Origin of the sequence: Niallia sp. FSL M8-0099, from assembly GCF_038006945.1 — a bacterium.
Taxonomy (GTDB): Bacteria; Bacillota; Bacilli; order Bacillales; family Cytobacillaceae; genus Niallia; species Niallia circulans.
In genome coordinates, this window is the sequence record NZ_JBBOWF010000001.1 from 2,261,813 (window position 1) to 2,276,403 (window position 14,591).

Annotated in this window: 13 protein-coding genes; 6 read left to right on the forward strand and 7 right to left on the reverse strand. The window is 34.2% G+C overall.

Features of this window, described 5'->3' with window-relative positions; all coding sequences use genetic code 11:
* Positions 1–21: 21 nt before the first annotated feature.
* Positions 22–354 (reverse strand): DUF3889 domain-containing protein, encoded by a 333-nt coding sequence (locus tag NSQ92_RS11090; protein WP_061796231.1) that lies wholly within the window; start codon positions 352–354, stop codon positions 22–24.
* 151 nt (positions 355–505) lie between these two features.
* Between NSQ92_RS11090 and NSQ92_RS11095 the strand changes: the two genes are divergently transcribed.
* Entirely contained in the window at positions 506–1,099 is a 594-nt protein-coding gene (locus NSQ92_RS11095) for a biotin transporter BioY (protein ID WP_235844418.1), read from the forward strand.
* A 239-nt stretch (positions 1,100–1,338) separates the two neighbouring features.
* Here NSQ92_RS11095 and NSQ92_RS11100 read toward each other — a convergent pair whose 3' ends face one another.
* The gene (locus NSQ92_RS11100; protein ID WP_047940618.1) at positions 1,339–3,006 is read right to left on the reverse strand and encodes a copper resistance CopC/CopD family protein; all 1,668 of its coding nucleotides are present in this window, start codon (positions 3,004–3,006) and stop codon (positions 1,339–1,341) included.
* Positions 3,007–3,231: 225 nt separating this feature from the next.
* On the opposite strand from NSQ92_RS11100, the gene NSQ92_RS11105 reads away from it, so the two are divergent.
* Both NSQ92_RS11105 and NSQ92_RS11110 read left to right on the forward strand, forming a co-directional pair.
* Complete coding sequence (locus NSQ92_RS11105; protein ID WP_162837569.1) at positions 3,232–3,405, forward strand: hypothetical protein; 174 nt, start codon at positions 3,232–3,234, stop codon at positions 3,403–3,405.
* 225 nt (positions 3,406–3,630) lie between these two features.
* Positions 3,631–4,635 (forward strand): cation diffusion facilitator family transporter, encoded by a 1,005-nt coding sequence (locus tag NSQ92_RS11110; protein ID WP_047940617.1) that lies wholly within the window; start codon positions 3,631–3,633, stop codon positions 4,633–4,635.
* Between the two features lie 117 nt (positions 4,636–4,752).
* On the opposite strand, the gene NSQ92_RS11115 is transcribed toward NSQ92_RS11110, so the two are convergent.
* The 3 genes from NSQ92_RS11115 to NSQ92_RS11125 form a co-directional block, all read right to left on the reverse strand.
* Positions 4,753–5,160: a hypothetical protein gene (locus NSQ92_RS11115; protein WP_047940616.1), complete on the reverse strand. Its 408-nt coding sequence runs from the start codon at positions 5,158–5,160 to the stop codon at positions 4,753–4,755.
* A gap of 107 nt (positions 5,161–5,267) precedes the next feature.
* Positions 5,268–6,272 (reverse strand): LLM class flavin-dependent oxidoreductase, encoded by a 1,005-nt coding sequence (locus NSQ92_RS11120; RefSeq protein WP_047940615.1) that lies wholly within the window; start codon positions 6,270–6,272, stop codon positions 5,268–5,270.
* 88 nt (positions 6,273–6,360) lie between these two features.
* The gene (locus tag NSQ92_RS11125) at positions 6,361–7,518 is read right to left on the reverse strand and encodes a metallophosphoesterase (RefSeq protein ID WP_053215576.1); all 1,158 of its coding nucleotides are present in this window, start codon (positions 7,516–7,518) and stop codon (positions 6,361–6,363) included.
* Between the two features lie 253 nt (positions 7,519–7,771).
* Here NSQ92_RS11125 and NSQ92_RS11130 point away from each other — a divergent pair, with 253 nt between their 5' ends.
* Together NSQ92_RS11130 and NSQ92_RS11135 are read left to right on the forward strand one after the other, a co-directional pair.
* Positions 7,772–8,707 (forward strand): MerR family transcriptional regulator, encoded by a 936-nt coding sequence (locus NSQ92_RS11130; RefSeq protein ID WP_061796236.1) that lies wholly within the window; start codon positions 7,772–7,774, stop codon positions 8,705–8,707.
* Between the two features lie 149 nt (positions 8,708–8,856).
* Positions 8,857–9,651: an HAD family hydrolase gene (locus tag NSQ92_RS11135; protein ID WP_341132577.1), complete on the forward strand. Its 795-nt coding sequence runs from the start codon at positions 8,857–8,859 to the stop codon at positions 9,649–9,651.
* 59 nt (positions 9,652–9,710) lie between these two features.
* On the opposite strand, the gene NSQ92_RS11140 is transcribed toward NSQ92_RS11135, so the two are convergent.
* A complete protein-coding gene (locus tag NSQ92_RS11140) occupies positions 9,711–10,145 on the reverse strand; it encodes a hypothetical protein (RefSeq protein WP_047940613.1) in 435 nt (144 codons plus the stop codon).
* Between the two features lie 308 nt (positions 10,146–10,453).
* Between NSQ92_RS11140 and NSQ92_RS11145 the strand changes: the two genes are divergently transcribed.
* A complete protein-coding gene (locus tag NSQ92_RS11145; RefSeq protein WP_047940612.1) occupies positions 10,454–10,771 on the forward strand; it encodes a thioredoxin family protein in 318 nt (105 codons plus the stop codon).
* A gap of 797 nt (positions 10,772–11,568) precedes the next feature.
* On the opposite strand, the gene ppc is transcribed toward NSQ92_RS11145, so the two are convergent.
* A complete protein-coding gene (gene ppc / locus NSQ92_RS11150) occupies positions 11,569–14,331 on the reverse strand; it encodes a phosphoenolpyruvate carboxylase (protein WP_341117834.1) in 2,763 nt (920 codons plus the stop codon).
* Positions 14,332–14,591: the final 260 nt, after the last annotated feature.

The following is a 14,591-nucleotide window of genomic DNA, read 5'->3' on the forward strand; positions in this document are numbered from 1 at the left end:
TTTTAGAGAGTTTTTCGAAAATTAAGGCTTTGTTTCCTTCATATCTACCGATAATAGTCGTTCTGTGCGCGTATCAAAAGTTAAATGAACAAATACACCAATTTCCTTTTGATCTTTGTTTACAATTAGCTTAAACTTTTCCACAGAAGTTCCTTTCTTATCTTCCTTGCCTACATGCAGATAATCAGTAACTTCACTATTAGGATATTTTTCTTGTGTTTTTGTTATGGCAATTCTCCCCCATTTTACATAGGAAGGCAGCTCTTCCGCACCACCATGTAAAGGACTGCTAAGCTGCATTAGGAATAAGCTTACCAAAAAGATGCTTATGAATGGATATTTTAATTTTTTCATGCAAACATCTCCTTTCTTGTTATTTCTAGTATGAACAGAGAAACAAAATATATGTATTTTTATATGTTAACTAAATTATATTCTAGGTTGACACAAATCAATTAGAGAAGTATAGTTAATTACAGAAATTAAACAAAAGGGAGTGGCCATTTTGAAACAGTGGAAGCCAATAGATATAACAATGATTGCGTTATTTGTTGCTTTTATGGCGGTGGGAGCAAATGTTACAAGTTTTCTTATCATTGGAGGTGTTCCCGTAACTCTTCAGACTTTCTTCTCTATTCTTGCAGGGCTGATTCTTGGTAAAAGATTGGGAAGCGTGGCAATGTTTGTTTATATGCTTGTTGGTCTTATCGGAATACCCATCTTTGCAGGGATATCGGGCGGCCTTATGGTAATCACCAGACCATCATTTGGCTTTATTTTAGCCTTTATTATGACAGCATTTTTTGTCGGTTTCTTCATCGAAAAAAAACAAACCATTCCATTCTATATTTTTAGCGGCTTCATTGGATTATTTATTAATTACATAATTGGGACTAGTTGGATGTATTTGGCTTATAAAGTTTGGTATGCTGCACCAGAAGGATTTACTTACCAGCTAATGTGGAGTTGGATGGCTCTACCTTTAATAAAAGACATCATCCTAACTTTTATCGCTGGTATTTTAGGACATCGTTTATATTATTCCGTCATCAAAAAAAGTTCCCTTCGCGTGCATTGGCATGAAAATTCATCGCGATAAGAAAACTGCCACATAATAAGGAACAGCTGAGAAAAAAGACTATAGACAAACCTCATAATTACTTAAGGTAATTGCCTATAGTCTGAAAGTCCTCAATAATGGAGGACTTGTTTGTTACCAAATCCGATTGCTTTTTATATTATTCGCTATAATACGACTTTTTTTCCTAAAAATCCTGTCTGATTATGCGCTTTCCCAAGAAATATTTTTCCTATTCCCATTTCCCTCTTCATGAAACTTTATCTTATGTCGATGGAGTAAGAATAATCCAGTGATTCTAATTTATCGGTTAATACATGTATTTCTACATCCCATTTACCCGGCTGATTTAACTGAAGATTTTCTGCAAAATAATGTCCTTCCTTTTCCTTCGTTAATGGAAAAGACATTTCTTTCTCTCCTTGTCTTAAACTAATTGTAATTTGTTCCACAGGATCGATTGGCTTGCGGTTATTATCAAATACAAATACTTCATACTGATTTTGTACACCTGTTTTCTTAGGTGTGATCGATAAACTGATATTTTCATTATAACCAAGTTCTGCTTCTTCATAGAACGGCAGGTCGATAGGCAAGGTTGGTGTCTGTATTTGAGTAAACGCCGTAGTTACAAGCAATATTAATATGCCAAGTGTAATTTCCATTTTTATTGATTTTTTATAAAAGTCTTTCTTTCTTAATAGAAGTCTGCTGACAAGGTGATATGCACCAAAAATTAACATTAAAACAAGTAAACCAATTTTAATAAGCAAAACCTTTCCATATGCCGTACTTACTAATGACTGAAAATCAGGAATTAATAAGGAGGCATTTATTGCGCCAGAAATGGCTAAAACCGCAACAGTAATAAGGGCCCATAATGAATACCTCTCCATAGTTGCCCAATATAAATCATGTCCTTCCCCTTCTTTAGAAAATATTCCTTCTCGTAAAAAGAGAATAATGACAATCATTCCGCCAAGCCAAATAGATGCTGCTATTAAGTGAAAGAAATCAAGCACGATAGCTACTGTCTCATAAGGCGAACTGGAAGGATGACCAAGAAATGCTTTTGAAAGCATGATGCCTATAAATGCTAATCCGGGAATTATCCAATGCTTTCTTTCTAAATAAGCTTCTTTTGTCCAAATAAATCGTTGTGCAAGGAATAAAATAGCCAAAAGGATCATTTGTACAATCCAAATAATTCCTTCCTTCGTACTTGTCAATGTTTCCATTAAATTACTTGGCTTTATACTAGCTAATAGACTCACACCAGCATAGCTTTGTGTTTGAATAACTAATGAGCTAATAATACTAATGGCAAGGAATAAGACAGCAATAATGGATATTTTTTTCGTTCTTTTTACTAGCTTTGCAGATAATTTTTCATTTCTATACCAAATTGTATAGAATAACAATAATCCCATATAGATAGAAAAACCTATATAAAGAAAGCCTTTATTGATCATCGTACTTATAAAGCTCACTAGATTACCATTGTCCTGTTGAGTTGGAAAAGCTGCACCATCAGGTAATTCTCCAATGCTGAAAGGAATCATCCCAGAAACGGAATGGCCATCAGCAGATACAACCCTCCATTCTACCGTATATATATCATTCGGTAAATCTGACTTTAGATCAACTTCCATTGATTTTTCTGTATCAGGATTAATGACTACATTTTTCTTGTCTACTCTTTCACCCGATGAATTTAAAACATTTAAGATTTTAAAGCCAGTTTGAATCTTTTCATTAAACTCTATGTATACCTTCTCTGGCGCTGTCTTTAATATTTCATTCTCACTAGGGTTTGAATTTGTAATATAAGCATGTGCAGAAACTTTATTAATCCCTAAAAAACTAAACATTAGTACAACGATAGGAAGAATCATAAACAGCCTTTTGCTATCCACTTTTAAAATCACGTCCTTCTATTTTCTCATTCCCCTCCCAATTATAGCGAAAGAATAGTCATTCGTACAATGAAGTGTTACCCTTCCTTAACGGGTTCGACATTATCCAAGGAGAAAAGTCAACTTTTGTCTTTATAGCGCACTTTTTGCGCTTTCCCAAGAAATATTTACGGAAAAATCGAATAAATCCTGTTGATCTGGTAAATAATATGAATAAATTTAAAAGGAGGTAGGTCCATGGATATTAGCATGACTGCCGATGAAGTAATGTTGGCTATTCAACAATTACGCTCAAATGGCATGAATATGAATAAAAAGAAGATAAAACAAAGCCACCCGGATTTAATGCGCCATGCGCTCCATTATTTTCCTGATTGGAACAGTGCGGTTGAAAAAAGCGCATCTGCTTAATAATACCAGATTAACTACTTCTTAGTCATACATATTCAACAAGTGTCTGATAACACCATAGACTTACGAAAAAAATGAGTGAACAAGGTTTTTCAACAGTATCAAATAGAAGTTAATAGAGGCTTCCCTTACAATATAACCACTTAGATTTTGGCTGGTTAGAAACGGGAAGTTCTCTTTTTATTTGTACACGACCTTTACTAAGGAAGAAGGGTATAAGATAGAATGAAGGAATTCTTAATATTATTAAAGAATGGAAACCGTTCGGCTCTGCTTGCTGCTTTAGTAAATACCGTTATCTCCTTATTAAAAGGAGTTGCTTACTTTCTCACCGGTAATGTGGCGATGTTTGCAGAAACCATGCACTCCCTTGGTGATGCAGCCAATCAATTTTTTGTGTTTATTGGATCTGCATTAAGTAAAAAAGCTCCAACAAAACGCTTTCCCGGAGGATTTGGCAGACTTGTCAATATTGTTTTATTATTTGCTGTTTTAATCGTTGGAATTATGGCTTATGAAACAATTCGCGAAGGACTTGATCATGTTCTTAAGCCACAAGAATCAACAGGCTTTTTACTCATTATCATTATCCTCTCCATATCTGTAGGCTTAGAATTTACCGTTTTAATTAAAGCAATGAAAGAAATTGTAGCAACAGCGGGTTTAAAAACAAGAGGTTTACAATTGTTTTCTGCCAGCATTGCCTATTTAAAATCTGCCAAGCCTGCAACAAAGTTAGTATTTTTAGAAGATTCCGTAGCAACAGCAGGAGGAATATTAGCAATTGCGGCAGTAATAGTAAGTGAATATACAAACTTTAAACAAGCAGAAGGCATTGTATCCATTATCATCGGCATTTTTATGTTTATTGTTGTTGGGAGAGTTTTTTTAGATAACGCTGCAGGTGCTATAGGGGAAGCAGATTTAGAAATGCAAGATACAATTGGCAATATTGCGATTAAAGATCCTGATGTACGTGATATCCAAGATCTAGCAGTTTACAAAGAAGGGGAAGATTTCCACGTAGAACTAAGTATCGAAATCGATAGTAAATTAACCGTTGAGCAAGTCGATAAAATAAGACAACGAATTGAAAAGCAAATTTTATCAGAAAAAGGCGTATCTGATGTGATTATCGAATTTGATAAAGATGATGGTATTTTAAAATGGCCCCATTTTATTTCTGAATTGGATAAACATAAAAAGGTGGCTGAAAAGCATACAAATTAATAAATCTAGGCTTATAAGATTCATTCTTGAATAAGTATTGAATTAAAAATCACCAATACTTCCATCATAAAGGCCAGGAATTCTAAAAAAATCCCTGGCCTTCCATTTATAATGAATCTATTTAATTACCGCGTCTTCAAACGGCGCATAAAATACTCCCTTAGGTGCTAGAACACTGGTTTCTGACTCCTCTTCTCTCCCATCGACTTTATAAGTACCTGCTGGAAAATAATCATAATAACCAGACTTTACATGTAAATCCACATAGTATTCATCGAGTTCTCTCATTAATATGTGATATGCTTCTCTATCCATAATTTCACCTAAATCATCTAGTTCAAAATTTTCTTTCACTGCCTCCATAAATGGTTCACAAGACTCTGCCGCAACATATAAATCTACGTCACAACATTCCATACAAAGTAAAACCTCTTCACCTTTTATATTAGCATAAGCATCATCGACCATTTGTTTTAAAATCTGTTTGATCTTTTCTTGATTAACCAAATTCATGGTTGTTTTCACAACAGTTCCCTCCAAGTATTTACAACTGACAAAAATATCTATAGCTTTATCATACACAAAAACAAGTACAAAATGAAATAATATCATTTTGTACTTGCTTCAGCCTTTTATTTTAAAATATTTTTTACAATTTCATATGAACGAAGACGTTCAGATTGAGAATACACTTGTGTGTTGATTATTATTTCGTCCGCTTGGGTTTCCGCTAAAAATGTTTGTAGTTTCTGAGTAACTGTATCTTTGGAGCCGATAATAGATGCTTTCAATTGCTTGTGAACAATAGCTTTCTCATAAGTACTCCACATTTCCTCCATATTGGAAACCGGGGGCTGCAGTTGTGCCGGCTTGTTCCGAATAAGACTTAAAAACTGCTGTTGTGAAGACGTAGCAAGATATGCCGCTCTTTCATCCGTATCTGCTGCAATAATATTCACTCCAACCATCACATACGGCTTCTTTAAAGTTTCTGATGGACGGAATGAATGAAAATAAGTATTAAGTGCAGGAATCGTATAGTCTGGTGAAAAATGGCTAGCAAATGCAAATGGCAGGCCAAGTTGAGCAGCCAATCTAGCACTAAAGTCACTGGAGCCTAACAGCCAAATCGGTATTGTTTCCCCTTCCCCTGGTATAGCCCTTACTGGTAAATTTGTCTCTTCGTATGGTTTAAAATACGTTCTTAATTCCTCTAGCAATTCTGGAAAATCACTTCCATCACTTTGATGGTAACGTCTTAATGCTCTTGCTGTCAGTTGATCACTGCCAGGAGCCCTTCCAAGACCTAAATCAATACGATTGGGGTACATAGATTCTAATGTACCAAATTGCTCAGCAATAACTAAAGGCGAATGATTCGGTAACATAATCCCGCCTGCCCCCACTCTAATCTTGCTTGTACCCCCAGCTAAGTAGCCAATTAATACGGAAGTAGCACTACTAGCAATCCCAGGCATACTATGATGTTCAGCTACCCAATAGCGGTTATATCCCCACTTTTCAGATTGTTGAATAAGTTCTAAACTATTTTTAAAACTTTCAGCAGCATTGCTTCCTTCTCTAATCGGTGCTAAATCAAGAACGGAATATTTTATTTCCTGTAATGTTTTTCCCATATATCCAACCCCTTCTCTCTACACTATAAAACTGTTCCATTCTTCCCTTCAACTTTATTGCCTGTACATTGAAACATCCGTGAATATATTAATCAAAATGATTTAATAGTTGCTTACTGTTTACATACTCTAATGTATCTTGATGATATCGTGAAAGAATATATTCCATTTGCGGCATTGGGGAAACAATCGGTATTTTCTTGTTTTTTATAATCCTAATAATTGGTTTTGCAGTTGATTTTGAATCCACTATTGCCCATTTTCCTTTTTTCTTCTGAAGCGTTAAATCAATGATCCCAAGGTGATTTCCCCAGTTTCCTGCTTGGACTGTCGGTTTTCCATTAATCAATCCTTTTTCATGGTTAACACCTTTTGGCCCTTTTTCTCCTTTAACTGGAAAGATACCATGCGAGTGACCATAAAGAATAACATCTATTCCTTTGACTTTGCTAATATCTCTGACATTATTCCCTTGTTTTGGCCAATATTGATCAGAATATAAACCGGCATGTACTAAAGCAATGATTAAATCTGCGCCTGCTTTTTTCATTTGAGGGACAATTTCTTCCGCTGTTTTTCGCATATTTTTTATGATAAGTTTATCTTCCAAATGCTCCTTGTCCCATACCTGGGTTATTGGAGTAATTAATCCTATGACACCCACCTTAATATTTTCCGTTTTTCCTTGATCATTTACTAACTTTTTATCTAATAGTAGATAAGGTTGAAAAAAATGAATATCATCTTGTTCATATCCATTATGATCATCAACATAAATATTAGCATTCGTATAGGGGAAATCAGCCCCTATTAGCGTATTTAACAAAAAATCCAATCCGAAATTGAACTCATGATTCCCAACCGTTGCTGCGTCATATCCCATTAAATTCATACTCTTATAGGCTGGATGAATATCACTAGAATAAAACATCGGCGAATTTGCTACATATTCAGCTAGCGGACTCCCTTTTATCACATCGCCCACATCAAACAGCATTGTATTTCTTTGTTCTTTTTTTGCCTGCAATATTAAACTTGCAACACGATTGTATCCATATTCAATCGTTTTCTTTTTCTCTTCGTAATTATAATCTAAAAGATAAGAATGAATATCCGTTGTCTCTAAAATTCGAAGTGGAAAGATAGATTCCTTGTGATTTTCTTCAGTAGCTTTTGTAAGTATAGGGTTGGCATGTATAAAAAGGATAAAAGTAATACAAATAATAACAAAGAATTTCTTTTTCATCTCTAAGTCTCCCCTTTTCTCCGAGCACACCTTTTCGCTTGCCTTAGTTTATACAATAATGAACATACCTACACAGAAATTAACAAAAGGAATTAACAATATCGTTTCCTAAAATAGAAAATGTGGGAAATTTGTCAACTAATCAGAAGTTTTGATAGCTTTTGTCTTGTTGCAGGAAATTAATTCCCCCTTCTCTAAATACATATAGTAAAGATGGTCAAATTACCTTGATTATTCAAAAGGAGAGAGAGAAATGAAAGCATATACGATAGGTGAAGCATCAAAAAAACTGACGACAACCCCAACTATGTTAAAACAATGGGAAAAGGAATTTCAAGGAATTATCGTGATACCTAGAACAAAAACAGGGGCGCGTATTTATACCGAAAAAGAAATAACCCTCCTTCATGAGGTGAAAAATTTATATAAAGAGAAACGAAAAACAGCTGAAGTAAAAGAAACATTAACAATGCTCATTAACAGACCTAAGAAAGCAGAGATTGCGGAAATAAAAGAAAAAAGCGAAAACACAGCCGTCGAATTGCTTCCTAAAAAGGATGCTTTAGAACCTGCTGAGACGACGAAATCACAAATTACAGAACAAAACTTTCGCCTATTACTTTCTTCCTTGGAAAATTATAAACAAGATTTTCTTGAAGAAGTTAAAGATGAAATTAGAAATGGGATTAAAACGGAAGTATTAGAAACAATTTCAAAGGAAATAAAAGCTGGCCATGAAGAAACAATTTCCCATATTACTAATTCAGTTAAGGAAACGCAGACACAAACATCCGAACATTTAGATGAATTTTCCGAACTTTTACATAAAAACGCAGAAGCGACCACAACTAAATATGAAGAAATTCAAACGAAGATCAAAAAACTTTCCCAAATTTCAAAAGCTGAAAGAAAAACCTACTCGAAACAATGGACATCTAATGTTTCATCCACAAAAGAAATTAAATCAATGATCGAGCATCTCTCGAAATCAAATGAAGAACTAAACAAAACGGTGGAACAATTAAATGAAAATGATCAATATTTTATGGAAACGTTACAGCTAGAAAGAGAACAACTGAATAAAGAAATTAAACAAAGAGAAAGAAGTTTCCAAGAGCTTGTCCAAACATTTCGTCATGCCGCTGCTGCTCAAGAAAAAAGGAAATCCTGGTGGAAAATTTGGCAATAACAAACTTAGGAAAATATTAAATAATGGATAACATGTAAAATTGACTGAAAGAGTAGCCAAATAATTTCCCTTTTTGGTTACTCTTTTTCATTTGTCCTTTTTATATGGTAGTATGGTATTGAAGAAATGTAAATTTAATGGAGGTAAAAATGTCAATCACTTATAAAGTTTTGTTCCTAGATATTGATGGAACTATCTTAACACCAGAAGATACGATCCAAGATTCCACAAAAAAAGCAGTGCAATTAATGAAAGAAAAAGGATTAGAGGTCTTTTTAGCAACTGGAAGACCACTACATGAAATATCACATATTGGAGAGACACTCGCCATAGAATCGTTTATCGGTTATAATGGCGCATATGCAATACATAATGGAAAAGATGTTTTTAGACAACCGATGAGTCCTGACTTGGTCACGAAATACTTAGATATTGCCAATGAAAAGGGAAATGAACTAATTTTATATACAAATACTCATAATTTACTTTCCCACCCTGAAGAGAAAATGACAAAACAATTTAGTGAAAAATTCCATTTAAAGCAAAATAGAGCTTTTACTCTAGATGAAAAAGCGAATATTCTAGGAATTACTATTATCAATTTAAGAGAGGAAGATATTTCACTATACGAAGATTTTCCTGATATCCACTTATCACAAGTTAATATCGATGGATTTAGACATTCCTATGATGTTATTAGTGATAAAGTAAATAAAGGGTTTGCTGTCTCCCTTATTTTAAAAAGATTAGGAATCGAGAAAGAAGCTTCTATTGCTTTTGGAGATGGTCTAAATGACAAAGAAATGCTCGAAGTAGTTGGAGAAGGATTCGCTATGGGGAATGCACATGAGTTGTTGTTTTCCTATGCTAAGCATACAACCACATCTGTTACCGATTCAGGTATTTACAATGGCTTAAAATGGCTTGGATTAATCGAAGAATAAGTAATCATTCCTTTAACAAAAAGGATCAGTCTCCTAAAACGGAAACTGATCCTTTTTTGTTACACTTCTGTACTTTCCTCAGTAGCTTCTTTGTTCAGATGTTGTAATATTTTCTTATCAAAATATTCTTCATTCATCTTGTAGGAGATTTCAAATGCTGGAGTGCTGGCAAATTCTTTTTTTATCCAGAAAAAATTCTCTTCTTTTATTGGCTCTGTTAAATCAAGCATAATAGTGATTTCAAGAGAGATAAGATTTTTGTTTTTTGTAATATTTACAGTTGGATTCGTACTTCTTGCTACTTTGTTTATAAGCTTTTTGTTAAAAAGCATGGAAAAGTGAAGTTCGTTACCGCTTTTATTTTTCTTATTGACTTTTAGTAAATAAGAATCACCTAAATCTACTAATTTCTCTTTATCCATATTCTCTATTGCTAAAATTAAGCGTATGTACGTATTTTCCACTGGTGAAATGTTTATTTTTGTCGAACTCATTTGTTACCTCCTCTTACTTGAAACCGCAAAATGAACCCTCTTTATCATATGACAACATTTCATTTATTATAACGAAAAAAGGGGGCAAAAAATAACTGCATAAATATAAATTATAATGGCAATATCCTATTGTTTGCATCCTTCATCTCCTACCTTGTATATTCTTATCTTTCTAACGTTATAATGCAAATAAAATGCTTAAAGAAAAGAATGCATTTTGGAGGAAAGAAATACCTTTCATGTGTATAATAAAAATTGTAGTAACTTTTCATAGTTATTAGGAATTTTTAAATGAGGAGCTTAAAGATATGAATGAAATTAAAACAGTAGAAACATTTGAAGAAATTATTAACAATGGAGATACAAATATTGTGAAGTTTTTTACCACTTGGTGCCCTGATTGTACAAGAATGGATATGTTCATTGGGGAAATCATGGAAGCAAACAATGACAAAAAATGGTATAGTTTAAATAAAGATGAACTTCCTGAAATAGCAGAAAAATATGATGTCATGGGGATTCCCAGCCTGTTAGTTTTTAAAGACGGCGAAAAAATTGGTCACTTACACAGCGCCAATGCCAAAACACCTGAGCAGGTAGAAGACTTTTTAGCATCATATAAATAATTTTTGGAAATAAAACGAGGAGAAATATTGATTTCTCCTCTCAGCTTGTTGACAAAAGGAATTTAGAAAATGCAAATGGAATTATTATGCATTGATTGGAGTGGAAGAGGTGAGACTCCTTTGGGAGATGCGAGACAGTCTGAGACCCTGCAAGTGGCTCAGCGCGACCCCCACGGAAAGCGAACCCCAGTAGCGGAAATCAACTCTTATTTAAAAGAATGTATATTTATAAACTAAGACAAAAGAGGATCAGAATGTTTTCATTCTGATCCCCTTTTATCTTATATGGTCTTTTTTCGTTATTTTATTGTATTTTAATCTATTCTTTATACTCTTCTTAAGTTGTTACCGGACTCACCCAAGTCCAGTTGGCCGTCAAGCGTAGTCTCCATCTTGTGAACTAAGTGATTTGGTGGAACAAGTTAATCTAAGCAATCATTTCTAATTGATCTCTTTGAATAGAAGAATGTTTGGAAAGCATGATTTCACCTCTAAAAAATATCTACCTATATTTTAAAACCAGAGCAGTTAAAATTCTAGACTAACTTGATGAAACCAGGTTGATTGGAGCGGAAGAGGTGTGACTCCTTTGGGAGATGCGAGAAAGTCCGAGACACTGCAGGAGCGTATGATACGAAGCGGCTCGGCGCTCGCCCCAAGGAAAGCGAACCCCAGTAGCGGAAATCAACACCCTATTAGAAGAGATCACAAAAAAAGACCATAGGCAAAACCTCAAAATTCAAGGAGTTTGTCTATAGTCTGAAAATTAGACTCATCTTTTTTTAGGCTATCCTAACTCAACCTGTATTACGTAAACCAGCAGCGATGCCATTAATGGTTAAAAGAACTTGGTTCAGTAATTCCTTATCAGGAACTTCTTGGTCACGAAGCTGTTTAATTAAATCAACTTGGAAGAAATTCAATGGATCTACATATGGATTTCTTCTATAAACAGACTCTTGAATAGAAGGTGTGTGATCAAGTAATTCTTCTATACCAGTGATTTCTAATAAAATAGCTCTTGTCTTATCATACTCTTCTTTAATATTTTGATAAATACGATTACCAATGGCTTCATTTTCCACAAGGGAAGAATATTCTCTTGCTGTTGTTAAATCTGCCTTCATTAATGCCATTTGTAAATTATCAATCGTCGAGTGGAAGAATGGCCATTTTGCGTACATTTGTTTTAAAATTTCAATATTACCTGATTTTTGCTGAGCAAACTCAGTTAATCCAGTACCAGCAGCATACCAAGCAGGAAGCAGCTGTCTACTTTGAGTCCATGCAAAAACCCATGGGATGGCACGAAGATTTTCAAAAGTTGTCATATTTTTTCTGCTCATTGGCCGTGAACCAATTTTTAAATTTCCGATTTCATTTAAAGGCGTTGCTTCTTTAAAATAAGTCATAAAATCAGGATCATTAAAAACCAATGATTGATATTTTGCAAGCGCAATAGCAGATATTTCTTCCATGCAATCTTCCCAAAGATTTCTCTCCTCTTTATGTTCGCTAATATCCTTAGAAATATGAGCAATTGCCATAAGCAACGTAGAAGTTGCTTGCTCTAAGCTTCTAAAAGCAATATCTTCTAATAAATAGCGCGAGGATAATACTTCCCCTTGTTCCGTGATTTTCACGCCATCCCCTAATGTTTCACCTGGTTGAGATAGGATACTCTTATTCAACGGACCACCGCCGCGACCAAGTGAACCGCCACGACCATGGAAAAATTTCAAGCCGATTTGATAGTTACTAGCCATTTCGTGAATTTCACGCTGAGCTTTAAATAATTTCCAGTTTGCTGTTAATGTGCCACCGTCTTTACTACCATCAGAATATCCTAGCATGATTTCCTGCTGGTCATTATGTTGTCTTAAATGTTCACGATAAACCGGCATACGGAATAATGTTTCAATGATTTCAGGACCGGCGATTAAATCATCAATTGTCTCTAATAATGGTGCTACATTTAAGTGACTTTCTACTGTTCCATCCGCATGCAGTCGATAAATTCCAGCTTCTTTTGCTAATACAAGTACTTCAAGAATATCACTTGGCGACTGTGTCATACTGATTAAATAAACATTAATTGCTCGTTCTCCAAACTTCTTATGTGCTTCTCTAATCATGTTAAAGGTGCTAATCATTTCCTGTGTTTCATTTGAATAATCTTCGTTTAATAACAGAATAGGACGAGGATCATTCAAAACAGATTCAAGAATTCCTAATTTTTCATTTTCTGGTAAATTTTTATAATCATCTGTTATGCCGACTTTACGCAGAATCTCGTCTATAGCTGCCTCATGCTCACCACTATGATTACGAATATCCAATGTGGCTAAATGAAAACCAAACAATTGCACTTGTCGAATTAGTTTTTGTAAATCTTTTTGCTGATGAGCTTTCGGTTGGTGCAAGGCAAAGCTTTCTTGAATTAAATATAAATCATCAAGTAACTCTCCTGCCTTCACATAACCTTTTTCAGATTTGCCATATTCTTTTAATCTTTCTAAAATAATTGAAAATTTCCGGCGATAAACTTCTTTTTCAACTGGCCATTTCTTTTCTGGTGTAAGATATAGCTGTTCTTCCTCCATAATCGTCTGAATAAGCTTTGAACTAACCTTAACACGATTAGTAGAATGACTGAATCTCTTCATCAATTCATCTACTGCATGAATGTATTTTTGGATGACTAATTCATTTTGCTTATGCAGTGTTTGCCATGTAACGTCAGGTGTTACATTTGGGTTACCATCTCTGTCTCCACCAATCCAAGAACCAAACCATAAGAAATTAGGTACTTTCCATTCGAAATTAGGATAGTTTTCATCCAGAGCATCCTGAACCTCTTGATGGATTTCTGGCAATACATCAAATAATGTTTGCTCAAAATAATAAAGACCATTTCTAACTTCATCCATTACGGTAGGACGTTCCTGCCGTAATTCATCTGTCTGCCACATGATCGTTATCTCTTCAAATAGATCATCATTTAAATGCTGTCTCTCTTTCTTCGTCAACATTGGGTTATCAAGTTGTTTTAAGATATTAGCAATTCTCTTTTGCGATTCTAAAATCGTACGTTTTGTTGATTCTGTTGGATGCGCTGTAATAATAAGTTCTAACGAAAGAGTATTTAACACTTCTTGAATGGTCTCTTCAGATAAATTCTTTTGTTTAAATGCCATGATTGCACGATCAATGGAATATGGCTGTACACCTTTTTCTTGACTTAGTTGGTATTCTCTTCTACGACGAATACGATGATTTAACTCAGCAACATTCACCAAATGAAAATATTTCGAAAACGCTCGAATAACTTGTCTGCGAACTGGCTTATCTAGTCTTTCCATTTCGAACTTTAATTGGTTATATGTATGTTCATTATTTGTTTCCCGCAGTTCTTTTGCTAATTTACGAATTATTTCTACCTTGTCTAATAATTCTTGGCCACCATGGTGGATAAGTACCTCACCAAGAATATTTCCAAGGTGTTTGACATCTTTTCGTAAAGGTAAACTGCTCTCATTTCCTTTTATCGTTGTTGTCATTAGATTACCATCCCTTAATCTAAATTTTTTAACATAAATACTTTATTACCATTAATCCTATCATTATTCTTTTAAAAATTCATTAACAAAAATCGATAATTAATAGATAAATAAGATAGATCTTTAAGGAATCATCTATTTTTTATATTAATCATCCAACAATAAGCATCTATTGGATTTTTTTGTAAATTATTCTTTGGACTTATGGGAATACATGAGACCTAAATATTATTTTTTCGTGATTCTCTCATCATTTATGT